Genomic DNA, 17,321 nt, shown 5'->3' with positions numbered 1-17,321 from the left:
TTTAATGGCACTAGCACAACGAAGTGTTGCTGCGGGCACCAATCCCGGCAGCGACCCGATCAAAGTCATGGTCGTTGACGATGCCGTCGTGATACGAGGCCTTCTTACCCGCTGGCTCGGGGAAGATAAGAGCCTGAAGGTCGTCAGCTCGCAGCGGAATGGCAAACTCGCTGTCGAGGACATAGAAAAAAGCAATCCGGACGTCGTCGTTCTCGATATCGAGATGCCAGAAATGGATGGCATGACGGCATTGCCGCTGATGCTCGCCAAGAAGCGCGACCTTGTGGTCATCATGGCTTCGACCCTTACCAGACGCAACGCGGAAATAAGCTTGAAAGCGCTTTCTCTAGGCGCTGCCGACTATGTTCCCAAGCCGGAATCGAGTTCGGAGGTGACCACGTCGGTCGATTTTCGACGTGAGCTGATCGAGAAGGTGAAGGCCCTTGGCGCACGAGCCATCCGGATGCGTGGCCCGGCCAGGACCATGCGGGCGGAAACGCGTGCCGGGAAGACCGCGCAGCCGGTCAGACCTGTCTCTGCGCGTCCTGCGGCCGATACGCGCGCAAGCTTTAGAGGAGCTGCGCAACCTGCTGCTGCCGCTGCGCCAAAGTTCCAGACACGCCCTTATTCGTCGGCCAGGCCGCGTATTCTGGCGATCGGTTCTTCCACCGGCGGGCCCCAGGCTCTTCAGGAGGTGATGAAGGAAGCCGGAACGGCGATTAACGACGTACCTGTCGTCATCACGCAGCACATGCCGCCGACTTTCACGTCAATCCTTGCCGAGCATCTCGGCAAAGCGGCCCTGCGCCCATCGAAAGAAGGTGAGGACGGCGAGATACTGAAGCCCGGCAATATCTATGTTGCCCCCGGCGGCAAGCATATGATCCTCGAGAAGGATGCAGGGGCAGTGAAAATCCGCTTGACGGACGATGCTCCGGTCAACTTCTGCAAACCTGCGGTCGATCCGCTTTTCGACAGCGTCGCCAAAGCGTACGGTTCAGCAAGCCTTGCGGTCATCCTTACGGGGATGGGACATGATGGCGCGGAAGGGATCAAAACGATCGCCTCTGGTGGCGGTAGCATTATCACGCAAGACGAGGCCACCAGCGTTGTCTGGGGGATGCCTGGTGCGGCCGCAGCGACCGGTGTTTGCAGCGAAATCTTGCCGTTGAACCAGATCGGTCCGAAAATCTCGCGCGTTTTGAAGGGGAACACACGATGACTCCAGGCGAGTTCGAATTCCTCAAAAACTTTCTCAAGACGCGTTCCGGTCTGGTCCTGTCGAACGACAAGCAGTATCTCGTAGAAAGCCGCCTGCTGCCGATTGCGAGAAGCTCAAAGCTTGAGACCCTGAGCGCGGTCATCCAGACCTTGCAGCGCGGCTCCGACCGCGCTCTTGAAACCGAAGTCATCGAAGCGATGACGACGAACGAGTCGTTTTTCTTTCGGGACAAGACGCCGTTCGATCATTTCAAGGACACGATGCTGCCCGCATTGCTGGAATCGCGTTCCTCCCGCCGGCAGCTGAAGATCTGGTGCGCGGCTGCGTCAACGGGCCAGGAACCTTATTCTCTCGGCATTTGTCTGAAAGAAGAAGCGTCGAAGATGCCAGGATGGCGCACGCGGGTGCTTGGAACCGACCTGTCGCAGGAAGTGCTCGAAAAGGCAAAAACGGGCATATACAGCCAGTTTGAGGTCCAGCGCGGTCTCCCGATCCAGTTGCTCTTGAAGTATTTCGATCAAAAGGGCGACATGTGGCAGATCAATTCGGGCATGCGTGCCATGATCGAGTGGAAGAAGCTCAACCTGCTTGAAAGCTTTACCCATCTTGGTGAGTTCGACATCGTCTTTTGCCGGAACGTTCTGATCTATTTTGATCAGGCAACAAAGTCAGAGATCCTTGGCCGGCTTTCCAAGACACTCCCGGATGATGGCTTCCTGGTTCTTGGCGCTGCTGAAACAGTCGTCGGACTGACAGATGCCTTCAAACCGGTGCCGGGAAAACGCGGCCTGTTCCAGAAGAAGCAGGCTGTACAGGCTGCAACCGGCACAACGACGGCGCCCAGGCTCGCCGTTGGCGGAGGCTCCGGTTTCGCCCGGTAAGCCACCAGCTTCGCAGCATGAATTCAAAAAAGGCGGTCAGGTGGCCGCCTTTTTCATTTGTCCAACGCCAGACTGGATTTTTTGCCGGACATCCTCGGCATATTTCCGGCTCACCGGAACGCGCACTCCACTGGTGAGATCGAGCCAAAGCCGGCCTTCTTCCCTGACGAGCCTGTCCATGATTTCAAAAGCAACCCAGTGACTGCGATGTACCTGCATGCCTCTGTCGTAGGGAAGTTCCGCCACGATATCGTTGAAACGATAGAGAACCATTCGATTCTCGGTGCCGCTTATGAGGCGCACATAGTGTTCCTGCGCCTCGACACGCAGAACCGGTTCTTGAAGAGGCGGATCAAGGTGCCTTTGGTAGCCCGTATCGGCAGGCGCACCGGCTGTATCTGAATCGTGTGGCGCCAGACCTTCAAGCGCGTTCGAATGATCTTCACTCGCATCGACCTGATGGTTCAAACGGTGTGCACTTTGCCTGCCTTCAACGTTCTTTGTTGCCGCAGCACGGAAAAACAGCGGGATCGACAATAGAAAACAGAGAACGAAATGGTTGTCGGAAAGATAGACCAGTTCAAGCAGAAAGGACCCGATGTGCGTTTGTCCGGTGGCAGCACTGCTGGATCCAGCCGGACCTTGTACACCAGACACGAGTTCGTCCAACTCCGGCAAGCCGAGTATGAGATCCAGAGCGGTAACGGCGAGCGCAAAGGGGACAAGACTGACCAGTGCGGCAACGCTTGCCACCAAGCTGAGCTGTCCCTTAAGTCCCTGCAACCGGCCCAGCAATTCCAGGAAGGCCGCGAACAGTCCTGCCTCCAGAAGAATACGGACACTCCAATAGGCATAGAGCCCCGCCACCGGCCAGCCCTCAGGGCGTTGAATTTGCGTAGACGCGAGGAGCCAGGCGGCGGCCAGGGCAAGCAGAAAGAACTGAGCTGTTTGGTTGCGGATCATTTCAAATGTCGCGATTGAGCATCGTCCAAGTATGGCCGAATGTGTGTGTCATTCAAGAAGCATGAAATTTTCTTAACTTAACTATCTGATAAAAATCAAGTAATTGCCTTGAGACCTAAGTTGAAGAAGTGGCGAAATAACAGGTCTTTGAAGAAGAAGCGGGTTTCCTTTCAAACGCTATGCGCCAAGTTGTCAGCAAGGGTGATACGGCAGGCGCGGGGCGTTCCAGGGTTTCCTTGACCTCACGGGCCTGACCAATTGTTGAACCTTCCTTGACATCAACGAAGCTGCCGGAGTGAGCGAAATGGGACTGAAAGTGGAACTGACGCGCAGAACTGCTCTTCTTGGAGCAGGTGGCGCTGTGGCGGGAGCGAGCCTGGGCTCTGTCAACCTGGCGCACGCCGCTGCCGAGAAACAAGGGGCAATGACTGCTCCAGTCGCGCGATATGCGGTTGGCGATTTTGAGGTGAACACGCTGCTCGACGGTGCTGTGACTGTTGGCGAGCCGCAAAAGACCTTCGGAATGAACGTGGAACCGGATGCCTTTGTCGCGCATTCCGACGAAAACTTCATTCCCACTGATTCGTTCAGGGCCTATTTCACGCCGACGCTGGTGAACACCGGCAGCGAACTCATCCTGTTCGACACAGGTGTCGGGGAAGGTGGACGTCCCGCGCGCGGTAATATGCGTGCCGCGCTTGAAAGCGCCGGCTACACGCCGGAACAGGTCGATATCGTCGTTATTACCCATATGCACCCTGACCATATCGGCGGACTGATGGAAGGCGGTGCTCCGGCATTCGCCAATGCTCGCTATGTCACGGGCCAGAAAGAGTACGATTTCTGGGCTGCGATGGATCCTGAGGCGAATGGCGTCACCAAACTGATGACAAAGAATGTGAAGCCGCTTGGCGAGAAAATGACCTTCCTTGGCGATGGCGGCTCAGTGGCATCCGGCGTGACTGCCGTAGACGCCCACGGACACACGCCCGGACACACGGTTTACATGCTGGAAAGCGGCGGACAGCAGCTTCTTCTGATGGCGGACACTGCGAATCACTACGTCTGGTCGCTCGCCCGACCGGATTGGGAGGTCCGATTCGACATGGACAAGGAGGCAGCTGCCGCAACCCGCAAATCACTCCTTGGCATGCTTGCGGCCGACAAGGTTCCGTTTGTCGGTTACCACATGCCGTTCCCGGCTGTCGGCTATGTCGCGGTCGACGGAAGCGGCTACCGCTACGTACCGGCTTCCTATCAAATGCATCTTTAAAAAACAAAATGTGCACGTGGAAAACGGAAGGGCCGGCAATGCCGGCCCTTTTCAGTTTCAGTCCCGACAGCATTTTCCGCAGGTTTTGCAACGATCAATGTTTCCCCTGCAGTGCGTTTTGCGCGCTGGTCAAACCTCAAAACGCAGACCTGGAGCGTTCGTCGTGGCAAGATGGCAGCCTAGGCAAAGTCATCTAACGGGAGTGCGCTATGAGAAGTGTTGTGGGAGTTGGCGGCGTGTTTTTCCGCGCAAAGGATCCCGAAGCGCTGTCGCTTTGGTATGAGACGCATCTGGGCATTAACCGGGTCCCGAAAGATATGGAGCAGGCGCCCTGGGTTTCCGAAGGCGGGGTTACGGTTTTCGCACCCTTTGCCGAGGATACCGACTATTTTCCTAACGACAGGCAATTCATGTTGAATTTTCGCGTCGCGGATCTGGACGCTGTCTTGTCCTACCTGCGCGAGCAGGACATCACGGTATCGCGCGAGGAAACGATGGACGGTATCGGCCGCTTTGCCAGGATCCATGATCCGGAGGGCAATCCGGTGGAATTGTGGGAACCGGAAAATCGCTGACAGCGGCTAATTGGGTAAAAGGCCTTCCAGCGGATGCCAAACAAAAAGCCCCGGAATACCGGGGCTTTTCAAAACTATCGGTTCGGCCAATCAGGCGGCGGCTTCAACATCCGGTTCGCGAAGAACATATCCACGGCCCCAGACCGTTTCGATGTAGTTCTTCCCGGACGTCGCAGAAGCGAGCTTCTTGCGGAGCTTACAGATGAAGACGTCGATAATCTTCAGTTCCGGCTCATCCATTCCGCCGTAAAGATGGTTCAGGAACATTTCCTTGGTGAGCGTTGTGCCCTTGCGCAGTGAGAGCAGCTCGAGCATCTGGTACTCCTTGCCGGTCAGGTGAACGCGCTGACCGCCAACCTCCACCGTCTTGGTATCCAGGTTCACCTTCAGGTCGCCGGTGACGATCACCGACTGAGCATGTCCCTTGGAGCGGCGAACGATCGCGTGAATACGCGCAACCAGCTCATCCTTGTGGAATGGCTTGGTCATGTAGTCGTCCGCGCCGAAGCCAAGACCGCGAACCTTGTCTTCAATGCCCGCGTTGCCGGACAAGATCAGGATCGGTGTCTTGACCTTGGAGACGCGGAGCGTCCTGAGAACCTCGTAACCGGACATGTCCGGCAGGTTCAAATCCAACATGATGATGTCGTAATCGTACAGTTTGCCGAGGTCGATGCCTTCCTCGCCAAGATCTGTCGTGTAGACGTTGAAGTTCTCGGACTTCAGCATCAACTCGATGCTCTGCGCTGTGGCGCTGTCATCCTCAATCAACAATACACGCATGCCAATCCCCTTGTTCTGCCTTTCCTGGGCAAGTCGCAACGGCTATGTCGGCGCCTGCTACGAAGGACTGTGTTAACCCCGACTCAAAGCTATCGGTTAATGGTTAACAAAATATGATTCGCAGCGGCAAGCTCCGAAGAAATGAATCTGTGAACAACGAGCAACTTGTTGAATCCCCAAAAAAAACGCGAATTCACAAAGCTTAATGTTGAACATTAAGAAATCGATCTAACCGACTCCGTTCAGATTCCTTTCAACAAAACCGTTTTGACTTCGAAATGGCTCTCGCTTGTCAGCCTTCCAAAGGTTAAGATTAACCAGAGTAGTAAACGATCGGTTACCAAATCCGTTAACTGAGAAAGGAATTTTCCTTGAAGGCGCTTTTCGCCGAGATTGATTCGCTCATGCAGACCGAAATCTACGGGCGCGTCACTGCGGTTCAGGGGCTCCTTGTCGAGATCGCGGGGCCGATTCACGAGATGAGTGTCGGGTCGCGGCTTTTGATCGAAAACGGTGAGGATAACCCGAAAGTTCCGGCGGAAGTGGTCGGCTTTCGCGAGGAACACGCGTTGTGCATGCCATTTTCGGGCCTTGAAGGGGTCAGAATGGGGTGCAAGGCGGTCATCAGTTCCCGCGAAAGTGTCGTACATCCAGGAGACGCGTGGCTGGGCAGGGTTGTGAACGCCCACGGTGAGCCCATCGACGGGAAGGGGCCTATTCAATATGGAGCAGTGCCCCGCAAACTTCGCAGTACGCCGCCACCGGCGTCTGAGCGCAAACGTGTCGGCGGTCCGCTCGATCTTGGCGTGCGGGCTCTGAATACCTTCGTTACATGCTGCGAAGGACAGCGCATGGGGATATTCGCCGGCTCTGGTGTCGGAAAATCCGTACTTATGTCCATGCTTGCGCGCAACACCAGTTGCGATGTCGCGGTGATCGGCCTGATCGGCGAACGCGGCAGGGAAGTTCAGGAATTCATCGAGGACGATCTGGGCGAGGACGGACTTGCGCGGTCGGTCGTTGTGGTTGCGACATCGGACGAAAGCGTTCTGATGCGCCGACAGGCGGCCTACCTGTCGATGACCGTTGCCGAGCATTTTCGCGACGAAGGCAAAAACGTCCTTTGCATGATGGATTCAATTACCCGGTTTGCCATGGCACAACGCGAGATCGGGCTGTCCATCGGTGAGCCGCCGACCTCCAAGGGCTATACGCCGACTGTTTTTACTGAATTGCCGCGTCTTCTGGAACGGGCCGGTCCGGGGAAGAACGGCTCAGGATCGATTACCGGTCTTTTTACAGTGCTTGTGGAAGGCGACAATCATAATGAACCGGTTGCGGACGCGGTTCGCGGCATATTGGACGGGCATGTCGTGATGGAAAGGGCGATTGCCGAGCGCGGAAGGTATCCGGCCATCAATGTTTTGAAGTCCGTCTCACGGACCATGCCGCGCTGTGTGCCTCCCGAGCAGCTTCCTGTGCTGAGGAAGGCCAGGCAATTGCTGTCGACATATACTGACATGGAAGAACTCATCCGGTTGGGCGCTTACCGGAAGGGGTCCGACCCTACTGTGGATGAAGCGATTCACCGTTTCGAACTGATCGACGACTTCCTGAATCAGGGAAAAGACGAATCAACATCACTTTCCGACGGATATTTTCAACTCGCCAACCTTTTGGAAATGACTCCGGAGTAGACTGCCCATGTTAGGGGAGTATTGAGTTATGAAAACCCGCGACAGTTTGATCCGTTTGAAGCGGTTCCAGGTCGATGAAAAACGTCGGCAACTCGCGCAGATTGAAAGCATGATTGCCGAGTTCAATCGGATGGCCGATGAGCTGGATGACCAGATTCGTTCCGAGCAGGAGCGGGTCGGCATCACGGATGTTACCCATTTTGCCTATCCGACGTTTGCAAAAGCTGCTGCTGACCGGCGCGACAATCTTCGCAATTCCGCGCATGAACTGGATGACCAGTTGCAGCGCGCGCAGGATGAACTCAGTGCCGCCATTGAAGAGCTGAAAAAGTTCGAGCAACTGGAAGAGCGCGATCATCAGCGTGAGCGGACTGCACAGGAAATTGCCGAACAGGAGCAGCTTGACGAAGTTGCTGCACGAGCACGCCTGCGTTAGAAGCAAAGACGCATCGTGTGGGTTTCGCTCAAATGAGCCCCGGTCGTATTTTGAAAGAGATGCCTGGTCGTCTGGCAAGACGGGCAGGTTTTATCTTTTGGAGCATCCCATCAACGTATTCAGTATGTTGGGGCGTTTGAATGTGGCACTCAAATAATCATATGTCTGAAGTCCATTTGTCCTGACCTGCGGGGAGCAATTTTCATGCGAACGTTTCTGGCATTGCTCTTGCCGCTATCGGCTTTCTCTTTCGCACTCGGTCTCACGCAACCGCTTATGCGCTTTGAAAAATTGTACTTCCTGGAAGAGCGCCCCAACCTCATTGAGATGATCACGGAGCTTTGGCGGCAGGGAGATGTTGCACTCGCAGCGATTGTTGGTCTGTTTTCGATCGGTTTTCCCGGGGTCAAAATACTCCTTATCCATATAGCGGCCATGACCGGAGGCAATTCGCGTTCCCTTGCGCTTTTGTCGACAGTCAGCAAGTGGTCGATGCTTGACGTGATGCTGGTCGCTCTCGTGTTGTTCGCGGCCAAGACCAGCGGCTTGGCTGCTGCCGCCATCCTGCCGGGCCTTTGGTTCTATGCGGCGGCAACCATCACGACGGCGGCCGCCGCAAGCTTGTGCAGAAGGGCCTAGGCCCGCTTTCAGACACGTACGGTGCTATGGTGAGTGGTATCTGGCTGGAAGATTTAAGCCGACTTTTCGCGGCGGCGTGCCTGAAAATCGTCACACCGGGACTGCCTGGCCTTTGCCGCCTCTGCGACGTGCTTGACGTAAGCTGAAGTCCATTCTGCACCTTGCGCTGCAGGGAGTTTCAGGTTCGCGCACCGGGACTTGGCCAATAGCGCGAATGCCGGCATTTCCAGGCCGGCCTTGGCCGCAGTCCTGAGAACCACATCCCGCTTCCCGTTGAAGACAGCGTCTTTCAAGGCGGACAGTGCGATCCTGCCGCGTGCACTGAGCAATTCAATAGCGTGGTTGAAACGACCGTCCTGCAAGAGCAGGATCATGAGTTCATCCAGCGTCACCGCCGAGCGTTCGGCCTCACGCCAGAGAGACCCGATATCCTGAGTGTTAAGGGCTTCGCCAAAGGTCTTGCGCAACACCTTCAGCCGAGCGATCTGGTCGCGCTGTTCCTGCGAAAACGAGCCTTCGATAATATTGCGCAACCGCTTCTTGATGTCGTCGTTCACAAGCGGGAGCAGTTCCTGGCAGACAGCCGGCGAGAGATCCGGGCGAAGCACGAGATCGTCACAGAGGGCGCTGTCTTCGAGGGCCAGCTTTCCAAGTTTGTGCATGGTCTCACGCGAAAGCTTTGCAGCCTGGTTGCCGGCAAGTGCCCGAAGCACAGCTGAGCCACCCCTTTGCGCAAGTGCATCCGAAACCTCGGTCGGCAGGTCCTTTCGGCTTGCCAGAACGACCATATGGGCTTCGCCGGCTTGCGCCACGAGGTCCAGCAAATCGTCTAGGGTGAACAGTTTGCACTCGGCCAGCACCGGCATGGCAACCTTGACGTCGTCCTTTGCGATCCGCAATACGAGATCTGCCGGGCTCTGCGCGCTGGGTGCGAGTTTTTGGGCAAGGTGGAGCCGATCGTCCAGGTCGCTGTTGCCATAGAGCATCAGCATGACTTCGGCGAATAAATCGAGCTCCTTGGAGGAACGTTCGTTGAGGTCCGCGATGACAAGCTTGCTGACTTCGGCAAACAGTTTTTGCCGACCCTCAAGGGTCTCATCTTTTGCAAGACTGATAAGCGAACTTGCCATTTTTCCTCCGTAGCGGGAAAGAATGATGCAATATTGTTATTTTTACGTTACCGAAAAGTGGGTCTCAGTTAATTGACCTTAGGTTAGTTTGTATCTTTTTCCTCTGAAATTGTATTGTTCGAAGATTATTTGACCAAATGAAATAAAGTTGCGTTTTTTTGCCCGCACTACTTGGCAAGTCGTTAAATCCGTTGACTGTTTTTGTGAATGGCTTTTCATCCGGCACAGTTCCTTTCTATTGTCGTTGGAGGAAGGGTTCGGTTCCCACTCTCAACCGAAGCGGATTTGGCATGAAACCTCTGCATTTATGTGTTGCAGCCTTGATGGGCATCGCCCTCTTGTTCGCGGTTCCGGCAATCGGGCAAACCGACACCGGTGCACCGGATGAAAGTGCTGATCTGAAGCAGGCAAGCGAAGCGCTCATAAAGGTTCTGAACGATCCAGACAGCCGCAAAGAGCTCATCGAACTTTTGAAAAAAAACGCAGGTGAAGAGCAGCCGGCTCCCGAAACCGGCGGCGAAGCATCAACTGAAACAGCGGACGGCGCTGAGGAGCCCGTCTCGGCGGGACAGGGGTTTGTCATTCGTGTTGGCGAATACACGCGGGCTATCGCCGATGAAATCGGCGTGGTGCTGGACAGGTCCCGTCACTCCCTGAGGGGATTGCTGCTGGTCTTGCGCGGGGACATTCCCATCAAATGGGATCGTGTAAACGAAGTCGTGCTGCAGGTCGCAATCGTCCTGGCGACTGCCTACGCTGCGTTCTGGGTGGCACAGTTTGCCGCCCGTCGGCTCTACCCCAAGATGGCTGTGCGCGCTCGATATGGGGGCGGTCTGATGCGGGCGACGATCCTGATTGTCACGACGCTTATCGATGCTCTCACGGTCGCTATAGGGCTCGGGGTCGGTTACTTCGTTGCGCTCACCGGGTTCGGCGGTCTCGACACAGGCGTGACAATCCAGGAAAGCCTCGCGCTGAATGCCTTTTTCATAACCGGTATGGCGAACGTTGCGTTGCGGTTCGTGTTTGCACCGAAGCGTCCCGAACTCAGACTGCTGCCGTTTTCCGACGATGCGTCTGATTACTGGTACGCGCGGTTGCGTATCTACATGTACTGGAACAATTTTGGTGTCTTTCTGGCCGTCCCGGCAGCAAACCTGGCCGTTTCCTTCGTTCTGGGAAATGCGCTGAGGTTCCTCATCGTGCTTTTGGGCATGCTCTATCTGATGGTTCTCATCAAACAGAACCGCGTCAAAGTCCGAGAGGGCGCCAAGGCCTATGCCGAGACGATGCACAGCGTCCTGGCGCAAAGGGCACTCTCCAATCTCGGCAATCTCTGGCATATCGGCGCATACGGCTACATCCTTGCCGTTTTCCTGGTCTGGGTGACACGTCCTTTCGACGCGACAACAATTATTCTGAGGGCAACCGGGTTTTCGATCATCACAATCATGGCCGGCATGCTCATTTCGCTGGTGATGACCCGCGCCATCAAGGGCGGTATCCGGTTGCCTGATGACATTCATCAGAAACTGCCAGCGCTGCAATATCGTCTCAACGCCTTCGTTCCCCGCCTTTTGAAAATCATCCGCTTTGTCGTTTTCCTCGCCACGATCCTCTTGCTGATGGATATCTGGGGCCTTCTGAGCGTCATCGACTGGATTTACAGTGAGGCCGGTTTCTCGCTGGTAAGCAGCTATGGGGCTGCCATCATGGTGCTGCTCGTCGCCTTCGTCGTTTGGCTGGCGGTCATGTCCTGGGTCGATCTGCGTCTTCAGTCGCGTGCCGGGTATATTGTCAGCGCGCGCGAGCGGACCCTCTTCCAATTGTTCCGCAATGCCTTCACTGTTGTGATTATCGTCATGGCAGCGCTGTTGGCGCTCTCAGAGATCGGCGTCAATATCGGTCCCCTGATCGCCGGTGCAGGTGTCGTCGGTCTGGCGATTTCCTTCGGCGCGCAGACCCTGGTGAAAGACATCATTACCGGCGCCTTCATTCAGATCGAAAATGCCATCAACGAGGGCGATGTCGTAACTGTTGCCGGTGTTACCGGCACGGTGGAAGGGATCACGATCCGTTCCGTGCGCATGCGGGACCTGGATGGAACGACCCATATCATTCCGTTTTCTTCTGTCGACATGGTCTCGAATTTCATGCGTGGCTTCTCGTATCATGTCGCGCTTATCGGTGTTTCCTACGATACCGATATTGCCTTTGCCAAGGAGGCCATGGAGGAAGCCTTCCGGCGCCTGCAGGAGACGGATTTCAAATCAAAAATCTTCGGCGATCTGGAAATGCACGGCGTGACCGCCTTCGGTGCCAGCTCGATCGACCTTAGGGCGCGGATCAAGACGACGCCTGGCGATCAATGGGGTGTCGGACGCGCCTACAACGAATACATCAAGCAAGTGTTCGACGAACGCGGCATTGAAATTCCATTCCCGCAAGTCACCTACCATGCCGCGACACCGCCCTATGCGGAGCAAGAACAAGAGGTTCCAAAGCAGGCCGGCAAGAAGAAGGTCAAGGCTTCAGAACCTGAGGACGACGCTCCACCGGAAAGTGAAGAGCACTGAGGAGTCGGGCGGTAGCCGACCAAAGAATGCGGTTTCGTCGTATCTGTCAGAAATGTCCAACAGCAAGACGGGACATAAATTGAGGCCCGATCACTGAGGACTACTAGTCAAAACATAAACTGTTCCCTGTCCTGGACCGGCAAAAGATGGTGTTGAGATGCCTACGAGGCAAAGTGCAAATAAAGCGACAGCGAACAGGTTGTTCATTTTTTTGGCTCCGCGTACTTGATGTCGATTTCGTTTGTGATCGGGGCATACACTTTGGAGAAAAAAGCATCGCCGACAGGCCCGATTGCAATGTCCCATCCTTCTGCCTCGCGGGCTTTGAATAGGCCTACTGCCGCGAGGTCGCCCAAGAAGCGATCCCGCACCTTCGCCGGTTTCGTGTTCTTGCCATTTCCAAAGAGCTTGCTGAGCTCCTTCAAGGACACCCCGTCAGGAACACCTTCCGCATGGCACTTCATGGCCAGTTGGTTCAGAACGACCGGAGTCATGGATTCAACAACCAGATCTATGATCCGATCATTGAGTTTTTGAATAACGCCACAGGCTTCCAAACGCCTCAGGAAGTTCAGGATCCCATGCTCATATGCGCGGTCCAAGAGCATGCGCTCGCGTCCGCATTTGAAGATAATGGAGTTTGTAACCGGCAGATCCGGCCACCACGGCTCATACCGCAGGTCGCCTGAGCCAGAGTAGCTTTGCGTACCTTCTTGCATCCATAGCAAGGTAGCTTCAGCCTCTACTTCAATTTTCGCAATAACATCTGACCTCGTGAAGTAGTCACCAGACCCTTTCACAAATCCAGGGAGATAGTCTCCACCCGCCCAACGGGTGTCAGAAATCTCGGGACGACCCTCATCGTCGAACATGCGTTTTCCTCACCATTGTTTTCGACACTACACCGTGTAGACAACAAGACAGATATGGGGACAAAGCAGGTGAATAGAAGCTGAACAGGGAAAACTGGGGGTCCGACGGGCCCCGTCCCGACGGAATCGCCAGCAGGCCGTCTCCTCCCCGGATTGATCCTTCATCCATACTTCTTGAGCCATGAGCTGACGCAACCAACCGCGGCTCATCACATCTGAAGACAGGTTGTTCAGCGGATGTGTCTTTCATGGAATGCCGATCGATGCACGAAGCATTGAGAGGTTCCGACCAACAACGTGGAAGGGATTGGTCAGATGAAAAGTTTAGCAAAAGCTATAGTCGCCTCAACTCGTCTCACGGACGCGGCTAAAACCATTGCTATGGCCCAAGCATTGCTGGAATCGGGCCGCGGCACATCACGGCTTTACATCGATCACAAGAATCCGTTTGGGATGAAGTACCGTCCCCGTATCGCCGCGCATGCGACACCGGTGCAGTACGTTGCCAGTGACGGTGAAGATACTTATGCCCTGTTCGCCACGCTGGAAGACACGGTTGATGGGTATGCGACATTCATCGAGACAGGTCCGTATAAAAAACCGGCGGACAGCTCGGTCGAGACTTATCTCGATGCTTTGGTCGAGGGAGGGTATGCCGTCGACCCCGCTTACCGATCAAAGGTGCTCTCTCTGATCGAGGAAGCAAACAACCTGCTCGCGGAGGCGACCGATACCACCACCGATACCGTGGTGCCAATTACTCCCCGGAGAAACGCGCGCTTGCGTGTCGGCATAGTCGTTGGTCACAACAGCCACGGTCAGGGCGCTTATGCGACTTCGCCGATTGACGAGAGTGAATACCCATTCAATACGGCTGTTGCCGAGCTTATGGCAGAATACGCATCTGAGTACGAAATCGAAACGGCGATTTTCTATCGCCAGTACGCAGGCTCGTATTCCAAGGAAATTGACGCCGTTTACGCCGAAACAGATGCTTGGGGCGCTGAAGTGACGATCGAGCTTCACTTTAACAGCGTTGGTAACTCCAGCGTACGCGGCAGCGAAGTGCTCGCGAGTCGATCAACCGCATCACAAAGCCTTGCAGAGTTTGCACAGGACGAACTGGTGGGTTTGTTTGGTCGAACTGGCAAAGCCGATCGTGGTGTGAAGGTCCGCCAGCCTGGTGGCGAACGCGGTTGGCGCTCGCTTTATGCAGGTCGAGCACCAGCCATTCTGGTCGAACCTTTCTTCGGCTCGAACAAAGACGATCGCAATTTGATGGCACAAATTGGCAAACCCGCACTTGCTGAAGCCTATCTGTCCGCGTTGGCGAGCTACGCGGGTCAGAACCGCTCGGCACTCGATCTTGTCGCGTGAGCTCACTTATTGAAACTTCAAGCCCCCGGTGGAGAACTTCATCGGGGGCGAAATGTCAAAATCCGATATGAGCAGCCAGACATTCCAAGTTGCATTTGACACGAGCGGCTGCATAACCGGCCCGATTTTCTGTCCGGGAGCCTTTGGCATATGTCCAGGTGAAAACTAAAAGCCAGGGGGCCGTGTTCCACGATGCGGTTGGTCATCCCTGGCAACTCCCTCGTCAGAATGGAAGGCAATTAAAAATTCTGTCCGTGCAGCCCATTCGACCCAAGGACATTCCTTTTGATATTTGAGAGGTGGCCCGGGTTGATTTCAATTTTCAATCCCGCACACTTAAGAATGACAATCGAAGCGCTACAGCTCTCGTCCGGCAGTTTCGCCATTCGTAAACGAAAGCGTGTCCGGTCACTTCTCATCTTCAAAAATGTCTTCGATCTTTCGGTCGAACAAACGCGCGATCTTGAAGGCCAGGGGCAGGGAGGGATCGTATCGGCCAGCTTCAATAGCGTTGATTGTTTGCCGGGAGACATTGAGGTGATCCCCGAGCACGGCCTGGGACCAGCCTCTTTCCGCACGCAACGCCCTAAGGCGGTTCTTCATCAAAAGACGCCTTCACGTTTTGAGATGAATGTGGTGGCAAGGCCCTGGATCGTCCAGAAAATCGGTAGAAGCCAGAATACCGGCAGCCTTGGTGCATCCGCCAGTCTTTCAAGCTGCCCCCATCCGGATGCGATGATCATGATGCAGGCGATGCCGATCAAAGTTCCCTTGATCTGAATGAGCCGAAGAAACTCGTCAAGTTCCATGGCGAAGCGCCACTGTGCCCAAAAGGCGAGAAAAATCGCGCCAATCGGAACGAGCGTCAGACCGTACAGGGCGAAGGGTGGAAGAGCACCGCCGTCCGAGAACCACACTATTCCGGCGGTAGCTGCAACATAAGCAACCATCGCAGGGACAAAGACCTTGAAAAAGCGGTATGTCGCTTGTTCGACCGTCATGTTCGAACCTCCAATATGGAAAGTACCCTTTACATAACGCGGCTTGATGAAATGTAAAGGACATTTTACATATCACGCGTGCTGCACCTGATTTTCTTGATGGCTTTGGTGTGTCTTCTCTCAATCTCCGGGCGGTTTCGGATGACGCTTCTGTGCGTCGTAACCGAAATCAAGTTCGAAAAATCACTTGCTCGCGAAACGTGTCCTCCTGGCGTCTCAAGAGCCGTGAAATCAAAGAAAGTCGTCTCGCGTGAATCATTGATTGAATTTCGCTGAGTTTCGTTTTATTTTCATTTTGACCTTCAAAGCGCAGATGCGCACTAGCCGGAGACAGGCCAATGACGGCTGACTATGACCTTCTGGTAATCGGTGGCGGGATCAACGGAACGGGCATTGCGCGGGACGCTGTCGGGCGCGGGGCGCGTGTCCTGCTGGCTGAAATGGGAGACTTGGCGAGCGCCACCTCCTCTGCATCGACCAAGCTGATTCATGGCGGGTTGCGGTACCTGGAATACTACGAGTTCGATCTTGTCAGAAAGGCGCTTAAGGAGCGTGAGGTTCTGTGGGGGATCGCGCCGCATATCGCCTGGCCGCTCCGTTTCATCCTGCCGCACCATAAGGACCTGCGCCCGGCCTGGCTGCTGCGCCTTGGGTTGTTCATGTATGACCATCTCGGCGGCAGAAAGCTGCTGCCCTCCACCAAGACTGTGCGGCTGGACGAAGCGCCTTTTTCGCAAGGACTGAAAAAGCTCTTCCAAAAGGGGTTTGAGTACTCGGATTGCTGGGTGGACGATGCGCGCCTTGTCGTGCTCAACGCAAGGGACGCGGCAGACCGCGGGGCTGACGTTCTGACGCGGACCAAGTGCATCAGCGCGCGCCGGGACGGTAAGATCTGGTCCGTGGTCCTGAGGGATCTTGCCACCGGCGAAGACCGGACGGTCACAGCGAGCGTACTCGTCAACGCTGCCGGCCCCTGGGTTGCAGAGTTCCTGCACGGCGTGATCGGCGAAAACGAAACCTCGGGCATCCGGCTGGTCAAGGGCAGCCATATTATCGTGCCGCGCCAGTTCGACCACGACCGCTGCTTTATTTTCCAGAACGGTGACGGCCGCATCGTCTTTGCCATTCCTTATGAACAGGACTTCACACTGATCGGAACGACAGACGTCGATTATCAGGAAGACCTTGGGGATGTCCGGATCTCTCCGGACGAAGTGACATATCTGTGCGCTGCGGCCAGCGAGTATCTGGAAAAGGACATTACGCCGGACGACGTCGTCCACACGTATTCGGGTGTCCGCCCGCTTTATGATGACGGTGCCAAGGACGCGAAGGCAGCCACCCGCGACTATGTCCTGGAGCTGGACGGAGGCGGTGACCGGGCGGCGGTGCTGTCGGTGTTCGGCGGGAAAATCACCACGTACCGCAAGCTCGCGGAACAGGTGCTTGCCAAGCTTGAAGACCATCTGCCGTTCAAGACAGGGCTTTGGACAGGAACTGCGCCGTTGCCTGGCGGTGACTTCAAGGTCGATGCCTTCGATGAGGAAGTTGCCGGGCTTGAGCGGGACTATCCGTTCCTTGACAAGGCATTTGCAACGCGTCTGGTCCGTCTATACGGGACGGATGGCAGGAAGATCCTCGGCGATGCCAAGGGTATTGGCGATCTCGGACGGTCTTTCGGCTTCAATCTCTACGAAAATGAAGTGAAATGGTTGATGACACGGGAATGGGCGCGCACTGCAGACGATGTGCTGTGGCGGCGGACGAAACTGGGTCTGCGACTTAACAAGCAAGAAGCGGCTGACCTTGACAGCTACATGTCCGGCCACCTTGCGGACCAGACCGGCGCTGCTGCATAGTCTGGACGAATTCGAACTGCCGGCACTGCCGCCGGCA

Annotated in this window: 16 protein-coding genes; 10 read left to right on the top strand and 6 right to left on the bottom strand. The window is 55.5% G+C overall.

The genetic code is table 11. The features are described from left to right. Window positions 1–4: 4 nt before the first annotated feature. Complete coding sequence (locus tag Q0915_RS27675; RefSeq protein ID WP_299483246.1) at window positions 5–1,222, top strand: chemotaxis response regulator protein-glutamate methylesterase; 1,218 nt, start codon at window positions 5–7, stop codon at window positions 1,220–1,222. Beyond that, entirely contained in the window at window positions 1,219–2,103 is an 885-nt protein-coding gene (locus Q0915_RS27670) for a protein-glutamate O-methyltransferase CheR (protein ID WP_299483249.1), read from the top strand. The genes Q0915_RS27675 and Q0915_RS27670 overlap by 4 nt, the downstream gene beginning before the upstream one ends. A gap of 36 nt (window positions 2,104–2,139) precedes the next feature. On the opposite strand, the gene Q0915_RS27665 is transcribed toward Q0915_RS27670, so the two are convergent. Further along, the gene (locus Q0915_RS27665; protein ID WP_299483252.1) at window positions 2,140–3,066 is read right to left on the bottom strand and encodes a LytTR family DNA-binding domain-containing protein; all 927 of its coding nucleotides are present in this window, start codon (window positions 3,064–3,066) and stop codon (window positions 2,140–2,142) included. 304 nt (window positions 3,067–3,370) lie between these two features. Here Q0915_RS27665 and Q0915_RS27660 point away from each other — a divergent pair, with 304 nt between their 5' ends. Together Q0915_RS27660 and Q0915_RS27655 are read left to right on the top strand one after the other, a co-directional pair. After that, entirely contained in the window at window positions 3,371–4,339 is a 969-nt protein-coding gene (locus tag Q0915_RS27660) for an MBL fold metallo-hydrolase (RefSeq protein ID WP_299483256.1), read from the top strand. A gap of 209 nt (window positions 4,340–4,548) precedes the next feature. After that, window positions 4,549–4,914 (top strand): VOC family protein, encoded by a 366-nt coding sequence (locus tag Q0915_RS27655; RefSeq protein WP_299483259.1) that lies wholly within the window; start codon window positions 4,549–4,551, stop codon window positions 4,912–4,914. 90 nt (window positions 4,915–5,004) lie between these two features. Here Q0915_RS27655 and ctrA read toward each other — a convergent pair whose 3' ends face one another. After that, window positions 5,005–5,697 (bottom strand): response regulator transcription factor CtrA, encoded by a 693-nt coding sequence (gene ctrA, locus Q0915_RS27650; RefSeq protein WP_299483262.1) that lies wholly within the window; start codon window positions 5,695–5,697, stop codon window positions 5,005–5,007. Between the two features lie 371 nt (window positions 5,698–6,068). On the opposite strand from ctrA, the gene fliI reads away from it, so the two are divergent. The 3 genes from fliI to Q0915_RS27635 all read left to right on the top strand — a co-directional run bounded on the left by fliI (window position 6,069) and on the right by Q0915_RS27635 (window position 8,469). Continuing rightward, a complete protein-coding gene (gene fliI / locus Q0915_RS27645; protein ID WP_299483264.1) occupies window positions 6,069–7,394 on the top strand; it encodes a flagellar protein export ATPase FliI in 1,326 nt (441 codons plus the stop codon). A gap of 28 nt (window positions 7,395–7,422) precedes the next feature. Next, the gene (fliJ, locus tag Q0915_RS27640) at window positions 7,423–7,830 is read left to right on the top strand and encodes a flagellar export protein FliJ (protein ID WP_299483266.1); all 408 of its coding nucleotides are present in this window, start codon (window positions 7,423–7,425) and stop codon (window positions 7,828–7,830) included. Between the two features lie 204 nt (window positions 7,831–8,034). Next, window positions 8,035–8,469: a paraquat-inducible protein A gene (locus tag Q0915_RS27635; protein WP_299483268.1), complete on the top strand. Its 435-nt coding sequence runs from the start codon at window positions 8,035–8,037 to the stop codon at window positions 8,467–8,469. A gap of 53 nt (window positions 8,470–8,522) precedes the next feature. Here Q0915_RS27635 and Q0915_RS27630 read toward each other — a convergent pair whose 3' ends face one another. Further along, on the bottom strand, window positions 8,523–9,599 hold the full coding sequence (locus Q0915_RS27630; RefSeq protein WP_299483270.1) for a DUF2336 domain-containing protein: 1,077 nt from the start codon (window positions 9,597–9,599) through the stop codon (window positions 8,523–8,525). Window positions 9,600–9,889: 290 nt separating this feature from the next. Between Q0915_RS27630 and Q0915_RS27625 the strand changes: the two genes are divergently transcribed. Further along, window positions 9,890–12,175 carry a mechanosensitive ion channel domain-containing protein gene (locus Q0915_RS27625; protein ID WP_299483272.1) on the top strand — a complete coding sequence of 762 codons (2,286 nt, stop codon included), beginning with the start codon at window positions 9,890–9,892 and terminating at the stop codon, window positions 12,173–12,175. A gap of 203 nt (window positions 12,176–12,378) precedes the next feature. Here Q0915_RS27625 and Q0915_RS27620 read toward each other — a convergent pair whose 3' ends face one another. Next, window positions 12,379–13,047, bottom strand: coding sequence for a hypothetical protein (locus Q0915_RS27620; protein ID WP_299483274.1), 669 nt, complete (start codon window positions 13,045–13,047; stop codon window positions 12,379–12,381). Between the two features lie 315 nt (window positions 13,048–13,362). Here Q0915_RS27620 and Q0915_RS27615 point away from each other — a divergent pair, with 315 nt between their 5' ends. After that, window positions 13,363–14,424 (top strand): N-acetylmuramoyl-L-alanine amidase, encoded by a 1,062-nt coding sequence (locus Q0915_RS27615; protein ID WP_299483276.1) that lies wholly within the window; start codon window positions 13,363–13,365, stop codon window positions 14,422–14,424. 408 nt (window positions 14,425–14,832) lie between these two features. Here Q0915_RS27615 and Q0915_RS27610 read toward each other — a convergent pair whose 3' ends face one another. Further along, a complete protein-coding gene (locus tag Q0915_RS27610) occupies window positions 14,833–15,027 on the bottom strand; it encodes a helix-turn-helix transcriptional regulator (protein WP_299483278.1) in 195 nt (64 codons plus the stop codon). Beyond that, on the bottom strand, window positions 15,027–15,425 hold the full coding sequence (locus tag Q0915_RS27605) for a hypothetical protein (protein ID WP_299483280.1): 399 nt from the start codon (window positions 15,423–15,425) through the stop codon (window positions 15,027–15,029). Before Q0915_RS27605 ends, Q0915_RS27610 begins: the two co-directional genes overlap by 1 nt. A 338-nt stretch (window positions 15,426–15,763) precedes the next feature. On the opposite strand from Q0915_RS27605, the gene glpD reads away from it, so the two are divergent. After that, complete coding sequence (gene glpD, locus Q0915_RS27600) at window positions 15,764–17,284, top strand: glycerol-3-phosphate dehydrogenase (RefSeq protein ID WP_299483282.1); 1,521 nt, start codon at window positions 15,764–15,766, stop codon at window positions 17,282–17,284. Window positions 17,285–17,321 lie beyond the last annotated feature (37 nt).

Source organism: uncultured Roseibium sp. (assembly GCF_947494555.1).
Classification (GTDB): domain Bacteria; phylum Pseudomonadota; class Alphaproteobacteria; order Rhizobiales; family Stappiaceae; genus Roseibium.
This window is presented reverse-complemented; position numbering and strand designations above follow the sequence as displayed.